At 73.6% G+C, this 17,705-nt stretch carries 17 protein-coding genes; 10 read left to right on the top strand and 7 right to left on the bottom strand.

Going from position 1 to position 17,705, the window contains the following annotated elements:
* Window positions 1-1,001: glycoside hydrolase family 6 protein (locus tag ACL02R_RS19135; RefSeq protein ID WP_412798161.1), on the bottom strand; the 1,001-nt coding region annotated here is incomplete at its 3' end.
* A 146-nt stretch (window positions 1,002-1,147) separates the two neighbouring features.
* A complete protein-coding gene (locus ACL02R_RS19130) occupies window positions 1,148-2,320 on the bottom strand; it encodes a lipid II:glycine glycyltransferase FemX (RefSeq protein WP_412798163.1) in 1,173 nt (390 codons plus the stop codon).
* Window positions 2,321-2,550: 230 nt separating this feature from the next.
* Between ACL02R_RS19130 and murJ the strand changes: the two genes are divergently transcribed.
* From murJ to ACL02R_RS19080, 10 genes are all read left to right on the top strand, one after another.
* Window positions 2,551-4,314 (top strand): murein biosynthesis integral membrane protein MurJ, encoded by a 1,764-nt coding sequence (gene murJ, locus ACL02R_RS19125; protein WP_412798160.1) that lies wholly within the window; start codon window positions 2,551-2,553, stop codon window positions 4,312-4,314.
* Window positions 4,311-4,874 carry a SigE family RNA polymerase sigma factor gene (locus ACL02R_RS19120; protein WP_412798159.1) on the top strand — a complete coding sequence of 188 codons (564 nt, stop codon included), beginning with the start codon at window positions 4,311-4,313 and terminating at the stop codon, window positions 4,872-4,874. Before murJ ends, ACL02R_RS19120 begins: the two co-directional genes overlap by 4 nt.
* Window positions 4,875-4,926: 52 nt before the next feature.
* Window positions 4,927-5,742, top strand: a complete 816-nt coding sequence (locus ACL02R_RS19115; protein WP_412798158.1) for a hypothetical protein — start codon at window positions 4,927-4,929, stop codon at window positions 5,740-5,742.
* A 63-nt stretch (window positions 5,743-5,805) separates the two neighbouring features.
* The gene (locus tag ACL02R_RS19110; RefSeq protein ID WP_412798157.1) at window positions 5,806-6,396 is read left to right on the top strand and encodes a MarR family winged helix-turn-helix transcriptional regulator; all 591 of its coding nucleotides are present in this window, start codon (window positions 5,806-5,808) and stop codon (window positions 6,394-6,396) included.
* A gap of 18 nt (window positions 6,397-6,414) precedes the next feature.
* Window positions 6,415-6,747, top strand: a complete 333-nt coding sequence (locus tag ACL02R_RS19105; protein ID WP_362965345.1) for a DUF3817 domain-containing protein — start codon at window positions 6,415-6,417, stop codon at window positions 6,745-6,747.
* Window positions 6,748-6,839: 92 nt separating this feature from the next.
* Window positions 6,840-8,540 (top strand): methylmalonyl-CoA mutase, encoded by a 1,701-nt coding sequence (locus ACL02R_RS19100; RefSeq protein ID WP_412798156.1) that lies wholly within the window; start codon window positions 6,840-6,842, stop codon window positions 8,538-8,540.
* Between the two features lie 61 nt (window positions 8,541-8,601).
* The gene (locus ACL02R_RS19095) at window positions 8,602-9,582 is read left to right on the top strand and encodes a tetratricopeptide repeat protein (protein ID WP_412798155.1); all 981 of its coding nucleotides are present in this window, start codon (window positions 8,602-8,604) and stop codon (window positions 9,580-9,582) included.
* Between the two features lie 508 nt (window positions 9,583-10,090).
* Complete coding sequence (locus ACL02R_RS19090) at window positions 10,091-10,708, top strand: DUF6230 family protein (RefSeq protein ID WP_412798154.1); 618 nt, start codon at window positions 10,091-10,093, stop codon at window positions 10,706-10,708.
* A 149-nt stretch (window positions 10,709-10,857) separates the two neighbouring features.
* The gene (locus ACL02R_RS19085) at window positions 10,858-11,454 is read left to right on the top strand and encodes a DUF6114 domain-containing protein (RefSeq protein ID WP_412798153.1); all 597 of its coding nucleotides are present in this window, start codon (window positions 10,858-10,860) and stop codon (window positions 11,452-11,454) included.
* A complete protein-coding gene (locus ACL02R_RS19080; RefSeq protein WP_412798152.1) occupies window positions 11,444-12,862 on the top strand; it encodes a hypothetical protein in 1,419 nt (472 codons plus the stop codon). Before ACL02R_RS19085 ends, ACL02R_RS19080 begins: the two co-directional genes overlap by 11 nt.
* A gap of 11 nt (window positions 12,863-12,873) precedes the next feature.
* On the opposite strand, the gene ACL02R_RS19075 is transcribed toward ACL02R_RS19080, so the two are convergent.
* The 5 genes from ACL02R_RS19075 to pyk all read right to left on the bottom strand — a co-directional run bounded on the left by ACL02R_RS19075 (window position 12,874) and on the right by pyk (window position 17,669).
* Complete coding sequence (locus ACL02R_RS19075; RefSeq protein WP_412798151.1) at window positions 12,874-13,644, bottom strand: GvpL/GvpF family gas vesicle protein; 771 nt, start codon at window positions 13,642-13,644, stop codon at window positions 12,874-12,876.
* A gap of 43 nt (window positions 13,645-13,687) precedes the next feature.
* On the bottom strand, window positions 13,688-14,017 hold the full coding sequence (gvpO, locus tag ACL02R_RS19070) for a gas vesicle protein GvpO (protein ID WP_412798150.1): 330 nt from the start codon (window positions 14,015-14,017) through the stop codon (window positions 13,688-13,690).
* A 78-nt stretch (window positions 14,018-14,095) separates the two neighbouring features.
* Entirely contained in the window at window positions 14,096-14,761 is a 666-nt protein-coding gene (locus ACL02R_RS19065; RefSeq protein ID WP_412798149.1) for a hypothetical protein, read from the bottom strand.
* A complete protein-coding gene (locus ACL02R_RS19060) occupies window positions 14,758-16,026 on the bottom strand; it encodes an AAA family ATPase (RefSeq protein ID WP_412798148.1) in 1,269 nt (422 codons plus the stop codon). The genes ACL02R_RS19065 and ACL02R_RS19060 overlap by 4 nt, the downstream gene beginning before the upstream one ends.
* 212 nt (window positions 16,027-16,238) lie before the next feature.
* Window positions 16,239-17,669: a pyruvate kinase gene (gene pyk, locus ACL02R_RS19055; protein ID WP_412798147.1), complete on the bottom strand. Its 1,431-nt coding sequence runs from the start codon at window positions 17,667-17,669 to the stop codon at window positions 16,239-16,241.
* Window positions 17,670-17,705: the final 36 nt, after the last annotated feature.

The following is a 17,705-nucleotide window of genomic DNA, read 5'->3' as shown; positions in this document are numbered from 1 at the left end:
CCCCCCCCCCCCCCCCGCGCCAGCTCCAGCGCGTACTCGGGCCACCACTCCCCGGCCGCCGGGCCGCCCCTGCACTCCCCGTCCGACTCGCCCGGCCGCTTGATCCACAGCAGCGCGTCCGTCAGGGCGTCACCGGTGTCGGCGGTCGGCGGCGTCCCCAGGGCACGGTCCGGCGGGTTGCACCACGACTCCTCGCCGCCGTCGTAGGGCCCGTTGCCGTTGCGGCTGGTGTCGATGACGAAGTGGGCGCCGTCCAGCAGCTCCGACAGGACATGCCCGTACGCGGTGTTGTCGGACAGCGTCTGGAAGTTGGCGACGTTCAGCGCGAAGCCGTCCGCGCGCGCCACGCCCGCGCGGCGCAGCGGGTCGGCGATGCGCGCCGGGTCGGCGATCCACGCCGGGTTGCCCGCGTCGAGGTAGACCCGCGTGTGGGGCTGCCGCTTGAGCCGGTCCACGGCGTCGCCCAGCGTCGCCAGCCGGTCCTCGACGTACATCGGCGCGGTGCAGCCGTCCACGATGTGCGGCACGGCGTCCGGCTCCAGCACGACGACGGCGTGCGCGTCGCCGATGCCCCCGGCCAGCGCGTCGATCCACCCGGCGTACGCGGCCTCGTCCCGCGCGCCGCCCTGCGAGTACTGGCCGCAGTCACGGTGCGGGATGTTGTACGCCACCAGCACCGCCGTCGTCTCCCGCGCGGTCGCCGCCTCCGTCACCTCGCGCGCCCACGCCCCCGGGTCCTCCTCGCCCGGCGCCCAGTGCGCGAGCGGCCGGTCGGCGATCCTGCGCAGCACACCGGCGTCGTCGGTACGCCCTTCCGCCTCCCACTCCGCCACCTGCCGCGCCGCCGGGCTCTCCGGGTCCACCCAGAACCGCTCGTCGGCCGTCCCCGCCGCCGCGCCCCCTTCCCGGGGACCGTCGTGGGCGGCTTCCCCGCCCGAGGAGCAGGCCAGCGCGAGGACCGCGCAGCACAGGACAGCGGTGACCGACGAACGACGCAGCATGCCGTCATCGTGACACGCCGTCACCGCCGCGCCGTGGACCTCGCGCCGCGGACCGACCGCGGCACCCCCTCACCGCCCGCCGCTCCCCACTCCCCACCGCTTCTTGTCACCTGCTGTCACCTCTTGTCAGCTTCTGTCACCTCTTGTCACCTCTTGTCCAAGTAGCTCTTCATCGCCCGGTGCAGCGTCCTGTTCACCGCGCCCTGGAGCGGCAGCTCCCACTCGCCCAGCATCTCCACCGCCTCGCCGCCCGTCCCGAGCTTCCACCGCACGAGGCCGAACGGCCGGTCCGCCGGGTCCAGCGTGTCCGGTATCCCGCGCATGTCGTACACCGAGGCGCCCATCGCGTGCGCGTCGCACAGCATCCGCCACTGGAGCCCGTTGCTCGGCCGAACGTCCCGCCGGTGGTCGGCGGACGCACCCGTCAGGTACCAGACCCGCGCGCCGTCGGGGGAGCGCAGCAGCGTGTGCGCCGCGAGCAGTTCGCCCCCGTGCCGCGCCGTGTACAGCCGCATGGTGCCCGGCACGTCCGAGTTCAGCGCCGCGTACTGCCGCTGGTAGTACTCCAGCGAGCGCCCCAGCCGGAACCCGTCACGCCGCTCCGTCACCCCGAGCAACTCGTGGAACCCCGGCAGGTCCTCGGGCCCCGCGACCTCCGCCCGCACGCCCGCCTTCGCCGCCTTCTTCACATTGCGCCGCCACTCCTGGCTCAGCCCGGTCCACAGCCCGTCCCGGTCACGCCCGGCGAGCGGCACCTCGAAGACCAGCCGAGGCTGCGCGTCCGCCGCCCCCGCGCCCTCCTCGCCGCACCGCGTCCAGCCCGCCTCCCGCAGCCGGTCCGCCACCACGGCGCCCAGCGGCTCCACACGGTCGGGCAGCACGTCGCCCACCCGGCGGCCGGGACCGGCCGCGTCCTTCAGCGTCCGCGCCGACCACCGCCGGTACGCCAGCGGCGGCCCCATCCGCACGGCGAACGCGCCCGCCTCCCGCAGCCGGTCGAGCAGCGGGCCGAACCACTGGTCGAGGTCGGGCACCGACCAGTCGATCACCGGACCCTCCGGCAGGTACGCGAACCACCGCCGCAGGCGCGGCACCTGGCGGTACAGCACCAGCGCCGCGCCGGCCAGCCGCCCGTCCACCAGCCAGCCCAGGCTCTCGGCACGCCAGCCCCGCTTCACGGCGGCCCACGCCGGGGTCTGGAGGAAGCTGACCTGCCCCGGCGCCGCGCCCGTCCACGGCCGCCGTTCGGCCAGGAACGCCAGGTGCTCCGCCGAGCTGAGCGGGACGAGCAGCGGGTGCGTCCGTCCCCACGCCGGCATCCCGGACGGCGGCGCAGGCGGCATCTGGTGCGCCCTGGGGCGCTGGATGGTCGTATCGGACACGGGACTTCCCTCCGCGACGGCGGCCGGGCCGCGCGGCCCGGGGGCGGGCGTCAGGTACAGCCCACTCGCAGCTCCTCACGTCCGGGAGGCCCGGGAGGTGACAGAGATGTTTGCGACAGCTTCCCGATGGGGTGGCCGGGCGGCCGCCCTGGCACAATCACCTGCTCATGGGCAAGCACAGCAGACGCGGCGTCACCGCTCCCGCCGCCGCCGTGGCCCCGGCCGAGCCGCCGGAGCGCACCGGGCGGCACGCGGGACCCGCGGCGGAGACGGCGCCGCGCGAGGAGGCCGCGCCGTCCGGCTCGCCCGGCCGGGGCAGCGCGATCATGGCCGCCGGGTCCCTCGTCTCGCGGGCGACCGGCTTCGTGCGCACCGCCGTCGTCGTCGCCGCGCTCGGCACGACGCTGCTCGGCGACGCCTTCCAGATCGCCAACACGGTGCCGAACATCGTGTACTTCCTGATCCTCGGCGGCGCGCTCAACTCGGTGTTCGTCCCCGAGCTGGTCCGCGCCCGCCGCACCCACGCCGACGGCGGCGCCGCCCACACCGACCGCCTCCTGACCGCCTGCCTCCTCGGCCTGCTGCTGCTGACGGCCGCGGCCGTCGTCGCCGCGCCCTGGCTGGTCACGGCGTACGCGCCCGACTTCACCGGCGCGCAGCGCGACCTCACCGTCGCCCTGGCGCGCTACTGCCTGCCGCAGATCCTGTGCTACGGCCTGTTCACCCTGCTCGGGCAGGTCCTCAACGTACGGGGCCGCTTCGGCGCGATGATGTGGGCGCCGGTCCTCAACAACCTCGTCGTCATCGGCGTCTTCGGCCTCTACCTGGCGATGGCCGCCGACGTCACCGAGGCCGGCGCCATGACCGGCGGCCAGGCCCTGCTGCTCGGCCTCGGCAGCACCGCCGGTGTCGTCGCCCAGGTACTGGCGCTCATACCCCCGCTGCGCGCCGCCGGTTTCCGCTGGCGCCCCCGCTTCGACCTGCTGCACGCCGGGCTCGCCGCCCCCGTGCGCGCCGCCGTGTGGACGGTGCTGCTCGTCCTCGTCAACCAGCTCGCCCTGTGGGTCGTCACCAGCCTCGCCACCTCCGCCGCCGTCCGCGCGACCGCCGAGGGCGTCACCACCGGCGTCGGCTTCGCGGCCTACACGAACGCCTACCAGCTGTGGGTCGTCCCCCAGGGCATCATCACCGTCTCGCTCAGCACCGCCCTGCTGCCCCGCATGAGCGCCGCCGCCGCGGACGGCGATCCGCGCGCCGCCGGGCGCGACCTGGCGTGGGGACTGCGGCGCAACGCCGTCGCCGTCGTCCCCGCCGCCCTGGTCTTCCTCACCCTCGGGCCGCAACTGGCGGGCGTCATCTTCCAGTACGGCCAGACCACCGAGGCGGACGTACGCGTCCTCGCCTGGATCCTCATGGCCTTCGCCGCCGGGCTGCCCGCCTTCGCCGGGCAGTACCTCGTCGCCCGCGCGTTCTACGCACTCGGCGACACCCGTACGCCGTTCCTGCTCAACCTGGTCATCGCCGCCGTGCAGGCGGGGCTCGCCCTGTGCGCCTACGCACTGCTCCCGCCGCGCTGGGTCGTCGTCGGTATGGCGGGGGGCTATGCCATCGCGTGCACGGTCGGGCTGTTCTGCACGAGCCGCGCCCTCCTGCGCCGCATAGGCCGCTGGCCCGGCACGCTCGGCACCCACCTACGCGTCGCCCTGGCCGCCGCACCCGGCGCGGCCGCCGCCGTGCTGATCGCCGACCGCTGCACCGCGCGCCTCGGCGAGGGACCCGTGGGCGACCTGGCCGGTCTCGGCCTCGGCAGCACCGCGCTGCTGCTGTCCGTGCTCCTGTTCGCGCGCCCGCTGCGCGTCCCCGAGGTCGGCGAGCTGGCCGCCCCCGTCCTGCGCCGCCTGCCGGGCGGTGCGCGGTGGCGCCGCTCATGAAGGGCGGTGACGGCGCGGCGCGCGACGACTTCGCGTCCTTCTACCACGCCTCCGCCACCCGGCTCGTCGCCGCCGTCTACGCCGTCACGGGCGACCTCGGCGACGCCGAGGACGCCGTGCAGGAGGCGTACGCCCGCGCCTGGCAGCGCTGGGCCGCCCTCACCGCCGAGGGCGACCCCACACCCTGGGTCCGCACCGTCGCGCTCCGGCTGGCCGTCAGCACCTGGCGCAAGGCCCGCAACCGGCTGCGCGCCCACAACCGCCACGGCCCCCCGCCCGACGTCTCCGCGCTCGCACCCGACCACGTGGCGCTGGTCGCCGCGCTGCGGACGCTCCCGGCCGACCAGCGCACGGCCGTCGTCCTGCACCATCTGCTCGACCTGCCCGTCGCCCAGATCGCACGCGAGACCGGCGCTTCCGAGGCCGCCGTCCGCACCCGCCTCAGCAGGGCCCGCAAGGCGCTGCGCCCCCGACTGGCCGACGACCCCACCGCGGCCCGGCGCCACGGCGCCCCGGACGGCGGCGGCGCAGCAAGGCGGAAGGGGGCGGGGGCACGATGAGCGCCCGCACCAGGTGCCCGGCTCCGGCTCCGACACGAGGTGGCATGTCCCGATGACCGAGCACGACACCCCCCACGAGGGCAGCGGCCTCGGCGAGCGACTGCACCTGCTCGCCGACCGCATGGAACCCGTCGTCACCCTCGCAGGACCGGACGCGGCCCGCCGCAGGGGCGAGCGCCGCCGCGCCCGCCGCCGCGCGGGTACGGCCGCCGCGTCCGTCGCGGTGCTCGCCGCCGTGACCGCCGGCGTCTGGCAGTACGCCCCCCTGGACAGGCCGCAGGAGCCGGCCCCCCCGGTGCCGCCCGCCGCCCCGGACCTCCGCGTGCCGTCACCGCCGCCCATGGAGCTGCCCTGGGACGAGCGGTTCGCGTGGCGGGAGGCGAAGCCGGACGCGTCGCTGGACGGGCTGCTCGCGGCGTGGCACGACCGCTGCGGGTGGGCCGCGGGCCCGACGGACACGTGGCAGAGGTCCGCCCGGTTCTACGAGGGTGCGGACGGCGCCCTGGCGACTTGGGAGACGCTTGTCTTCGAGTCGTCCGCCCTCGCGAAGAACGCCGGTGAAGTGGTGCTCGAACAGGGTGTGTGCGACTACGGCGCGCGCGCGGGCAATGCGTACGGGGGCTTCGGCATGGCCGACACCGGCACCGAGCCGGGCACACCGGGCTCGGCCCGCGTCTACGCCGTGGTCGACGGCAACCGGCTCGGTGTGCTCCGCATCCTCGTCGGCGAGCCGCGTATCGCCGACCCGGACCCGGCGGCGTACCCGTACGTCTCCAGTCCCGACCACAGCACCCTCGACTGCATGGCCGATCTGCTGGACGAGAGGGGCGGCAGGACCGCCTGCTGGGCCGGGTCCGACGAGCGATGACCCCCGCCGCCGCCCGGCGGCCCACGGGAGGCATTCGTATGACCAGCCGGTAGGGTCGCTGGCGTGTCCAAACCGCTCAGCCTTCCCTTCGACCCGATCGCCCGCGCGGAGGAGTTGTGGAAACGCCGCTGGGGCTCCGCACCGGCCATGGCGGCGATCACCTCGATCATGCGCGCCCACCAGATCCTGCTCGCCGAGGTGGACGCCGTGGTCAGGCCGTATGGACTGACGTTCGCCCGGTACGAGGCCCTGGTCCTGCTCACCTTCAGCAAGAAGGGTGAACTGCCGATGTCCAAGATCGGCGAGCGCCTGATGGTCCACCCCACCTCCGTGACCAACACGGTGGACCGCCTCGTCCGCTCCGGGCTGGTCACCAAGCGGCCCAACCCGAACGACGGCCGGGGCACGCTCGCCTCGATCACCGACGAGGGCCGCGCCGTCTGCGACGCCGCCACCCGCGACCTGATGGCCATGGACTTCGGCCTCGGCGCGTACGACGCCGAGGAGTGCGGCGAGATCTTCGCGATGCTGCGCCCGCTGCGCGTGGCCGCCCAGGACTTCGAGAGCCGGGACGACGGCGCCCCCGCGCCGGGCGCGGCGGCGGGCGCGGTGCGCTCCGGCGCCGGGGGGCCCGGCGAAGATCGCCCCGAATGACCGGATAGGCTCGCCGGCATGAAGCGGAGTGTGCTCACGCGATACCGGGTGATGGCCTACGTCACCGCGGTCATGCTGCTGGTGCTGTGCGTCAGCATGGTCTTCAAGTACGGCTTCGACACGGGTGAGGACGTCACGCTCCTCGTCTCCCAGGTCCACGGCCTGCTGTACATCATCTACCTGGTCTTCGCGTTCGACCTGGGCCAGAAGGCCCGCTGGCCGTTCGGGAAGCTCCTGTGGGTGCTGGTCTCCGGGACGATCCCGACCGCCGCGTTCTTCGTCGAGCGCAGGGTGGCCGCCGAGGTCGAGCCGCTGGTGGAGGCGCCCGAGGAGGAGCCCGTCGGGGTCTGACCCCGCCCGCGGCGTCACCGGCCCCCGGTGTCCCGGGGGCCGTCGCCGCGCGCCGTTGGACGGATACTTGGACGTCCAAGTAAATTGGCCGTATGGACGCAGACGCCATTGCCGCGGGCCGCCGACGCTGGCAGGCCCGCTTCGACGCGGCCCGCACCCGGGACGCCGACTTCACCACGCTCTCCGGCGACCCCGTCGAGCCCGTGTACGGCCCACGCCCCGGCGACTCGTACGAGGGCTTCGAGCGCATCGGCTGGCCCGGCGAGTTCCCGTACACCCGCGGCCTGTACGCCACCGGCTACCGGGGCAGGACGTGGACGATCCGCCAGTTCGCCGGCTTCGGGAACGCCCGGCAGACCAACGAGCGCTACCGCACGATCCTCCGCAACGGCGGCGGCGGCCTCTCCGTCGCCTTCGACATGCCCACCCTGATGGGCCGCGACTCCGACGACCCGCTCTCCCTCGGCGAGGTCGGCCACTGCGGCGTCGCCGTCGACTCGGCCGCCGACATGGACATCCTCTTCGACGGCATCCCGATGGGCGAGGTCACCACCTCGATGACCATCAGCGGCCCCGCCGTCCCCGTCTTCTGCATGTACCTCGTCGCCGCCGAGCGGCAGGGCGCCGACACCCGCGCGCTGAACGGGACGCTCCAGACGGACATCTTCAAGGAGTACATCGCCCAGAAGGAGTGGCTGTTCGGCCCCGAGCCGCACCTGCGCCTGATCGGCGACCTCATGGAGTACTGCGCCCGGCACATCCCGGCCTACAAGCCGCTGTCCGTCTCCGGCTACCACATCCGCGAGGCCGGCTCGACGGCCGCGCAGGAGCTGGCGTACACCCTCGCCGACGGCTTCGGTTACGTCGAGCTGGGACTGTCGCGCGGCCTGGACGTGGACACGTTCGCGCCCGGCCTGTCGTTCTTCTTCGACGCGCACATCGACTTCTTCGAGGAGATCGCCAAGTTCCGCGCCGCGCGCCGCATCTGGGCCCGGCGGATGCGCGACGTGTACGGCGCGACGAGCGAGCGCGCCCAGTGGCTGCGCTTCCACACCCAGACCGCGGGCGTCTCCCTCACCGCGCAGCAGCCGTACAACAACGTGGTGCGCACCGCCGTCGAGGCCCTGTCCGCCATCCTCGGCGGCACCAACTCCCTGCACACCAACGCCCTGGACGAGACGCTCGCCCTGCCCAGCGAGCGCGCCGCCGAGATCGCCCTGCGCACCCAGCAGGTGATCATGGAGGAGACCGGCGTCACCTCCGTCGCCGACCCGCTCGGCGGCTCCTGGTACGTCGAGCAGCTCACCGACCGCATCGAGGCCGACGCCGAGCGGATCTTCGACGAGATCCTGGAACGCGGGCGGCGCGCCGTCCCGGACGGGCGGCACCCCGTCGGGCCGATCACCTCGGGGCTGCTGGCGGGCATCGAGGACGGCTGGTTCACCGGCCGGATCGCGGAGGCGGCGTTCGCCTACCAGCGCGCGCTGGAGAAGGGCGACAAGCGCGTGGTCGGCGTGAACGCGCACACCGGCTCGGTCACCGGCGACCTGGAGATCCTCCGGGTCGGCCACGAGGTCGAACGCGAGCAGGTCCGCGCGCTCGCCGGCCGCCGCGCGGCCAGGGACGACGCCGCCGTGCGCGCCGCGCTCGCCGCGCTGCTCGACGCCGCCAGGGAGGGGAGCAACATGATCGCGCCCATGCTCGACGCGGCGCGCGCCGAGGCGACGCTCGGCGAGATCTGCGGCGCCCTCAAGGACGAGTGGGGCGTCTACACCGAGCCGCCCGTCTTCTGACCCGCCCTCCTCCTCCGGGGGGCGTACCCGTTCCGCCCCCGGAGGGGGGAGACTAGGACCCATGCAGCCACGCAACATGTCCATGAGCGGAGCCGTCGACCTCTCCGCGGTGAAGGCCGCGGCCGAGGCCAGGCAGAAGGCCGAGCAGGCGCGGGCCCAGCGCGCGGCCCAGCCGGAGGGCGGGCCGACCCCCGCCGCCGTGCGGCTCGTGATCGACGTCGACGAGGCCGGGTTCGAGCAGGAGGTGCTCCAGCGCAGCACCGAGGTGCCGGTCGTCATCGACTTCTGGGCCGAGTGGTGCCAGCCGTGCAAGCAGCTGAGCCCGGTGCTTGAGCGGCTGGCGGAGGAGTACGCCGGGCGGTTCGTGCTCGCCAAGATCGACGTGGACAGCAACCAGATGCTGTTCCAGCAGTTCGGCGTGCAGGGCATCCCGGCCGTCTTCGCCGTGATCGCGGGCCAGGCGCTGCCGCTGTTCCAGGGCGCGGCGCCCGAGCCGCAGGTGCGGCAGGTGCTCGACCAGCTGATCGAGGCGGCCGAGCAGCGCTTCGGCATCGTCGGGGCGCCGGTCGATCCGGAGCAGGCCGCGGCGGCGCGCGAGGCGCAGCCGGCGGCCGAGCCGGCCGAGCCCGTGAACCCGGCGCTCGCCGCCGCCCACGCGGCGCTCGACTCGGGCGACCTCGGCGGCGCGATCCAGGCGTACGAGAACGTGCTGGCCGACGACCCGGCCGACGAGGAGGCCAGGATCGGCCTCGGCCAGGCCAGGCTCCTCGACCGTGTGCGGAACGCGGACCCCGAGCAGGTGCGCAAGGACGCGGCGGAGCGGCCGGGCGACGTCGCGACGCAACTCGCCGTGGCGGACCTCGACCTGGTCGGCGGGCATGTCGAGGACGCGTTCGGCCGCCTCGTCTCCGCCGTCCAGCGCAGCGCGGGGGAGGACCGGGACGCCGCGCGCGTGCGGCTGCTCGAACTCTTCGACCTGGTCGGTCCCGAGGACCCGCGGGTCATCGCGGCCAGGGGTGCCCTGGCGCGCGTGCTGTTCTGAGGCCGGGGCTGCCTGTCCGGTGGCCGCGGGCGCAGGGGTGTCACCACGTTCGCCGTGGTCCGCCGTTTCCGGCGGTCCGTCAAATCTTGGTAAACCCTGTGTCCGCGGCCGCGTTCTCCCCGGGTGGGCGCCCGCTCAGGTGTCCGAGACGGTTGGTCACCTTTGGTGGCGCTGTGCCCCTCTTTGTCATGCACGCGAAGTGCCGTGCCAGCCCCGGGACGGTCGTCCCGGTGTCCGGGTTATTTAACTCCCAAGTAACCAACCCCTTGTGCCGGGGCGTGAGATGGACCACGATCGGCGGGGTCGGGGGTGCCACGCGCCCGGCTCGGAACAGGGGGGTTCCCGCCGCGGTGGGACCTGTCCGGAGGACCGCGCACACGGCGGTCCGTGGCTGACGCCGGGGTGCAGACCGGCGGCATCGCGCTTCTCCTCTCCAGGCGCCGGACGGCTTGCGGAACCACGGGCTCTCCGGGGCCCTGGGGATGCTCGTCCGAAAAGGAGGATTTTCATGGAGTCTCAGGCTCGCGGCGGCACCAGATGGCGGCGGTTCGGTCTGGTCATGGTGCCGAGCGTGGCCGCCACAGCCGCCATAGGCGTCGCCATCAGTTCCGGTGCCCTCGCCACCTCGCTGAGCATGTCGGGCGACGCGTTCAAGGTGCGCGTCGAACGGCTCGAAGGCAACGGGTTCGTGCAGTACGGCACGGTGATCACCACCGCCGGTGACGGCGAACGGGCGGTCGCCGTCTCGGCGTTCGACCACGCCACCATCACGGAGCTGTGCCAGTCGGTGGTCGTCTCCCTCCCGATCATCGGCGATGTCACGCTCCGGATCACGGCGGGCACCACACCGGGCAGGCCGGTGGAGGCCGACAACCTCTTCATCGACGTGGCCCAGTTGGACGCGGACGCCACCTTCAGCGACATCAGGATCGGCGTCAGCACCGGTTCCACCGGCCGCATCCAGGACGGCGACGGCAACGCCCAGGCCGACTCCTTCGCCCAGCAGGCGGAGGGCGCCGTCCTGACCGATGTCGAGCAGATCGCCTACGGGACGTCGGCGGGAACGTTCACCCTCACCGATCTGAGCCTCAGTCTGCACACCGGCTCGGACGACGAGTGCTTCTGACGCACCGATGAACCACGTGCCGGGGCAGCGGACGGCCGCGCTCGCGCCGTTCCTGCCCCGGGGACGTGCCGGAGGCGTCCGCACGCGGCGGGCGCGACCGCCGTATCGTGCATCCCGCCATTGAACGCGCCACCAGGGGAGTACGTGCTGTGACTGTCAATGCCGAAGAGCGGCCGGGGATCTCGTCGTGGACCAGAGGCCGCGTCGCGTTCCGGAACTTCCGCTGGCGGCGGCCGTTCTGGGCGGGCCTGTTCGTCGGCACCGCGGGCGGACCCATCCTGTGGGTCCCCTACGCGAACCTGACGCTCGGCCAGCTCAACGTGCGCCTGTCCACGACGGCGGGGGCGAGCGCCGTCGTGATCGGCGTCCTGCTGATCGTGCTGGGGCTGACCATATGGTTCCAGCCGCACGTCCGGATATTCGCGGGCGTCGCCGCCATCCTGCTGTCCCTCGTGTCCCTGGTCATCGCCAACTTCGGCGGGGGGCTGATCGGCTTCCTGCTGGGCCTCGTGGGCGGCGCGATGAGCGTCGCGTGGGTGCCCGGGACGGCCGGGAGCGGCACCGGGGAGGCGGCCGGGGACACGCTGGGGGCGGGCACCACCGCTGCGGCCGCCGCACCCGGCACCGTGCCGCCGGCCCGCGTGCCGGGGACCGGGAGCGCGCTGGCGGCCTTCGGAGGAGCCGCGCCCGGGGGAGGCGGGCGGCCCCCGGGGCATCCAGGGAAGGACGACGAACGTGCCGAGTGAGGACATAGCCGCGGGGGCCGGCGTGCCCGCCGCGCGCCGTACGCTGCGCAGCCGCCTGCGGACACCGGTCGGCAAGGCGATCGTCCTGGCGGCGATGCCGTCCGCCGCGTTGCTGGGCATGGGCATCGGCTCGCCCCTCGCGAAGGCCGAACCGCAGCCGCCGCCCAACCCGTTCCAGGACCGGCCGTGCGTCGAGATGCCGGACGAGGAGCCCGCCGGGGCGGCGGACGACCGGGCGGCACGCGAGGAGGCGGCGCCGGAGGAGGCGGCTTCCGGGGAGGCGGCACGCGAGGAGGCGGCGCCCGAGGAGGCCGCGCCGGAGACCCGGCCGCCCGTACCGCAGGACGACGCTCCGGCGCGGGACGAGACCCCCGCGCCGCCTGCCACCGGGGCGGAGGCCGGTGGCGGTGCGGCGGGGGAGGAGGAGCAGGCGGAGGAAGCCGCCCAGGGCGCCCAGGGCGCCCCGGAGGCGGAGGGCACGGAGGACACCGGAGACGCGGCGCGGCCATGGGACCCGCTGGGCATCGGCCAGGGACTCGACGACCTGGGGCACGCCGTGGGCGACCTCCTCACGCCGGGCCGCGGGGACGACGGCTCGCACAACGGCGGCGGGGGCGGCGAGGAGCCGCCGACTGACGCGCCGTCCGAGCCGGGGCGCCCCGAGGACCCGGAGGACACCCCGGAGCCCCCGGGCGACGACGGCCCCGGCTCCGGCGACCCCGGCCTCCCCGACGAACCGGCCGACCCCGGCGCCGGGACCCAGCCGGAGACAGAGCCCGACGCCGACGCCGACGCCGACGCCGACGCGGACAGCGACGCGGACCCCGGCACGGAAGCGGACAGGGAGCCGGGCGCCGACGACGCGGCGGCCGACGACCCGTTCGCCCCCGACGAGCAGGGCCGCCTCCCCTACCCCTGCCCGGAGGAACGCAGCGTCCCGGGCACGGACGAGACCCTGCCCGTCGTCCTCCCCGACGAGGGCTGGTACCTGGAGGCCACCTACCTGACCCTCCGCGGCCTGGACTACGAGGGCGTGGTCAACGTGACGACGTCGGGCGGGCACACCAAGCAGGCGCTCAAGTTCACCGCCGACCAGCTCGACATCGGCGACCTGCACCAGATCGTGGACGGCGAGGGCGGGCTGCGCTACCACGTGGGCACCGCCACCGGCTCCAACTCCACGTTCAGGAACGGCCGGGTCACCATGTACACCGAGCGCCTGGAGGGCAACCTCTTCGGCGTCATCCCGATCGTCTTCGACCCGGAGCACGAGCCGCCGCTCGACATCTCGTTCGCGTTCTTCACGGACGTCTTCGTGCACCAGGCGGGCCAGTTCGGCGGCGACCTGACGCTGCACGGCATGGAGATCTACACGACGGAGGACGGCCCGACGCCCCTGCCGGGGTGAGCGGTGGGGCGTCAGACCGCGGCGAGCGGCCGCCGGGCCGCCGTGCCGAACAGGCCGGCGAACCCGGCCGAGCCCGCGAAGCCGTACGGCGGCAGCGGCCCGTTGACCGCGAGGTCCAGGTGCGGCACGTCCTCCTGGAGCCGCTGGGCCGCCGTCAGGAACGCGGCGGCCCGGTCGCGGTCCACGAGGAAGGCCATCGTGAGGACCCAGCCGTCGGCGCCGGGCCCGCCGCGGTGCCGCGCGGCCAGCGGGGCGAGCGCTGCCTCCACCGTGGCCGTGTCCCGCGCCGCCTGCGCGGCCACCGCCGCGTCGAGCAGTTTGCCGAGCCGCAGCCTGTCCGCGTACGTGCCGCCGCCGTCGGCGCGGACCGCCGCGTTCAGCCGCCGCACCTCCTCGTCCCTGGCGACGATGCCGCGCAGCAGCGTCTCCTCGTCGTGCATGCCGCGCACGGTGAACTCGACGCGGCCCGCGACCATGTCGAGCGCCGCCCGCAGGGCGTCCGACCGCGCCGTGAGCAGCGCGCGTACGGAGCGGTCGTCGGGGGCGACGCTGCCGAAGCGCAGCGGCAGCACGGTCGCGCCCGCCGCGGCGGACAGCAGGCGCTGGTGCGCGAACAGGTCGCGGCGCGTCGGCCGCAGTCCCGGCGGGCAGTCGCTCACGACGGCGGCCACGCCGCCGGCCCGGACGACGCGCACGGCGCGCGGCGGGTCGCCCACCCCGGCGAGGCCCGCCGGGAGCTGGGGCAGCCCGGAGTGGGTGATGCCGTAGACGTAGGTGCTCATGTCGGTCCGCTCTCCCGTCACTCCCGGACGGACGGACACGCGGTCAGCCGGGGTGCCGGTACCGCCGGACGCGGCGGCAGCCGGTCACCCGGCCGTCTGGCCCTGTGGTGACCTCGTACAGGGCCAGGACGGCGGGCGTCCGCCGGAGCGGGGGTGTCTCGACCACCTCGGCCTCCAGCAGCCAGCCGTTCCCGTGCCGTTCCAGCCGGGTCACCGCCTCCGCGCGCAGTCCGGTCAGCGCGGTGAACTCGGCGCCCGCCGTGCCGATCATCTCCAGCACGGCCCGCGCCGGGCCCGCGCCCGCGTCGTCCGGGCCGTCGTCGTTCGTGTCGTCGTTCGGGTCGTCGCTGTGCTCTGTCGCTTCACGTGCCATGGCTCAGATCGGGTTCCGCCGCAGCGCGCGGCCAAACGTCCCTTTCGCGTCCGTCCCGCATCCCCGTGTGTGGGAACGTCAGTCCCAGGTGCGCAGATCGTCGGTGAAGTCGTCGTAGGACCGGTTGACGCCCACGGGCGCCGCGACGAGCCCCCGGTCGCTCGCTGCCTGCATGACGAGCGGCCCGTCGCTCTCCCTGAAGGCGGGAGCGCCGAGGCGGCGGCCCAGGGCTTCCTTCGGGCTCTCCAGACGCCCCGTGTCCTTGCCGCGCAGGCTGGGCGGGACGTGCCAGCCCGGATGCACCAGGGGGAAGGCGTCAGGAAAGAGCAGCAGCCACGCCTCCGATTCCCAGGCGGCCAGTGCGAACACGGCCGGGCAGGGAGCGCCGCCGCGTGCCAGTTCCGCGGCCACGGAACGCCGTGTCTCCTCGTACGGGCCGGTGGCGAATCCGTCGAAGTCCTCGTGGATGACGAGACCTCGCAGTGGCGCACGCTGTTGGAGAGCCTTCGCGCGTGCCTTTCCCACGAGAGTCCTGACGGCCGCGGTGAGATCGGCTCCCCGTTTCTTCCGGAGACGCACGGGGTCGTTGATGCGCACGAGCTTCGTACTCGCGTCCAGGTCCGGCCGGTGGGCGCGTATCAGGGTGGCCAGGATCTGGCAGTCGTTCCGGTCCTCACCCGCGAGGACCACGATGCCCCGTCCGCTCTCGCGTCCCCGCGCGCCGCCGACCGGTCTGCGGCTCACAGTTCCCTGCCCGTCAGATCGCCACCGAGCACTCCGGAGAACCACAGGTCGCCGAGCGGCTGGTCACCGGACTCATCGACGATCGCGTGCGTCTCTTCCGCCGTGAGGGCGGGAATGATGGAGGCTCCATGCTCGTCGCGCTCGCACACCACGAACTCCTCGGGGCGGAGCCGGTCCACGAGCGCGGGTGAGTGTGTGGCGACGATGAACTGCGTCCGTTCGGCCGCTTCCCTGAGGCGTTGCACCACCAGTTCCAGCGCCTGAGGGTGCAGACCATGGTCGATCTCCTCGACGCATGTGAACGCGGGCGGGTCCGGGTCGTACAGGAGGGCCAGAAGGCCGAGCAGCCGTACGGTTCCGTACGACGCGTCCGCCAGCGGCGTGAGACGGCGCAGACCGCGCTCGCGCAGGACGACGGTGAGGCGGTCACTGGCACCGCCGGCCTCTTCGAACTCGATGCCCTCCAACTGCGGCAGCACGTCCCTGGCGTCGGCAACGAGTCTGTCCCAGACGTGCTCCCTGGTGCTGAGATGGATCAGGAAGGCGGCCAGGTTCTCCGCCTGGGGGGACAGGGCGGTGAGGTCACGTCCCCGCAGGCGGGCCGGGCGACGCGCGGCGGCCACGTCGACATCGAAGATGCGGAAGGACGACAGACGGTCGGCGACTCTCGTCACCTCGTCGCCGCCGTCGGCCGCTCCCAGCCGGGGCAGGGTCGACAGCCCGCTGCTCAGCCGCCGGATGCCGAAACTTCCGCTCTGGCGGGGGGAGCGCGGCGCGCGCGTGCGTGGACGGCGAGGCGGCTCGGTGACCGTGTCGATGACGCGGGCCTCTTCTCCCTTGATCGTGATCCGGCGCCCCCGGCCCTGTGTGCGTTTGAACTGGAAGCTCTCCTCACGTGAGAGCGCGTAGGCGTGCGATCTCACCTGACGGTTGGAGGGGAGTGCCCGTCTGCGGATCGTAAGACCGTACTCGTCCGGTGCGTTGTCGGTCGAGTTGCTCGTCCAGGTGGCCTTCAGCTGGATGCGCAAGGTGGTAGGGGGTTTGGAGCCGCCCCAGAAAGCCACTTCGTCGAACCCGCCGCGGTCGTCGAGTGCCGGCTGGAGGTCGCTCCTGATGATGTCGGCGAGGAACTCGAAGACCTTCAGGACATTGGTCTTGCCGACCCCGTTCGGTCCCACCAGCACGGTGAGGGGGCCGAGAGGGATCGTCACGTCACGCAGGCTGCGGAAGTTCTCGACGTGGAGTTCTAGAAGTCGGCCTGGCATGGCGGGTTCCTGTCCGTGGGCGGCGTGGCGGATGCCGGGACCCGTGCGGAGCGGGAGCGAGCCGCACACCGGAAAGACTAGATCATGCGACTGACAGTCACGTTCGGCGACGAACGGTGAGCGTGCGGCGCACACGGGCCGCACGGACACGACAGCGCCCCCGGACGTTCGCTCGGTGCCGGGGGCGTGCGGAAGTGCTGTGGGGGTGGGTGTCAGATGCCCTGGTGGCCGCCGAGGTGGTGGACGCGGACCATGTTGGTCGTGCCCGTGACACCGGGGGGCGAGCCGGCGGTGATGATCATGGTGTCACCGGACTCGTAACGGCCCAGGCGCGACAGCTCCGCGTCGCACAGCTCGACCATCTCGTCGGTGTGGTTCACGTTCGGCACGACCGTGGTCTCGACGCCCCAGCTCAGCGTCAGCTGGTTGCGCGTCGCGGGCTCGGAGGTGAACGCGAGGATCGGCTGCACCGCGCGGTAGCGGGACAGGCGGCGGGCCGTGTCGCCCGACTTGGTGAAGGCGACGAGCGCCTTCGCGTTCAGGAAGTCCGCCATCTCGGCGGCGGCGCGGGCCACCGAACCGCCCTGCGTGCGCGGCTTCTTGCCCGGCACGAGCGGCTGGAGGCCGCGGGAGAGCAGTTCGCCCTCGGCGGCGATGACGATCTTCGACATCGTCTTGACCGTCTCGATCGGATAGCGGCCGACCGACGACTCGGCCGACAGCATGACCGCGTCCGCGCCGTCCAGGATCGCGTTGGCGACGTCCGAGGCCTCGGCGCGCGTCGGGCGCGAGTTCTCGATCATCGACTCCATCATCTGGGTCGCGACGATGACCGGCTTCGCGTTGCGGCGGCACAGGTCGATCAGGCGCTTCTGCACCATCGGGACCTTCTCCAGCGGGTACTCCACCGCCAGGTCGCCGCGCGCCACCATCACGCCGTCGAAGGCCAGGACGACCTCCTCCATGTTGTCCACGGCCTGCGGCTTCTCGACCTTCGCGATGACCGGGACGCGGCGGCCCACGCGGTCCATCACGCGGTGCACGTCGCGCACGTCGTCCGCGTTGCGCACGAACGAGAGGGCGATCATGTCGGCGCCGAGCCGCAGCGCGAACTCCAGGTCCTCGATGTCCTTCTCGGACAGCGCGGGCACGTTCACCGCGACGCCGGGCAGGTTGATGCCCTTGTGGTCCGAGACGACGCCGCCCTCGATGACGATGGTCCGCACGCGCGGGCCGTCCACCTCCAGCACCTGGAGCGCCACGTTGCCGTCGTTGATGAGGATCGACTCGCCCTTGGCCACGTCGCCCGGGAGGCCCTTGTACGTGGTGCCGCAGATGGTGCGGTCGCCGGGGACGTCCTCGGTGGTGATGGTGAACTCGTCGCCGCGCTTCAGCTCCACCGGGCCGCCCGCGAAGGTCTCCAGGCGGATCTTCGGGCCCTGGAGGTCGGCCAGGACGCCGATGGCGCGGCCGGTCTCCTCGCTGGCCTTGCGGACGCGGTGGTACCGCTCCTCGTGTTCCGCGTGGGAGCCGTGGCTGAAGTTGAAGCGGGCCACGTTCATCCCCGCCTCGACGAGCGCCTTCAGGCGGTCGAACGAGTCCACGGCGGGGCCCAGCGTGCAGACGATTTTGGAACGGCGCATGAAGCGATCCTATCGTTTTGTTCCGTGGTGGAATAA

It is taken from the genome of Streptomyces sp. MS19 (assembly GCF_047200595.1).
Taxonomy (GTDB): Bacteria; Actinomycetota; Actinomycetes; order Streptomycetales; family Streptomycetaceae; genus Streptomyces.
The sequence above is the reverse complement of the archived record's forward strand: the minus strand, read 5'-3'. Positions and strand labels throughout refer to the sequence as shown.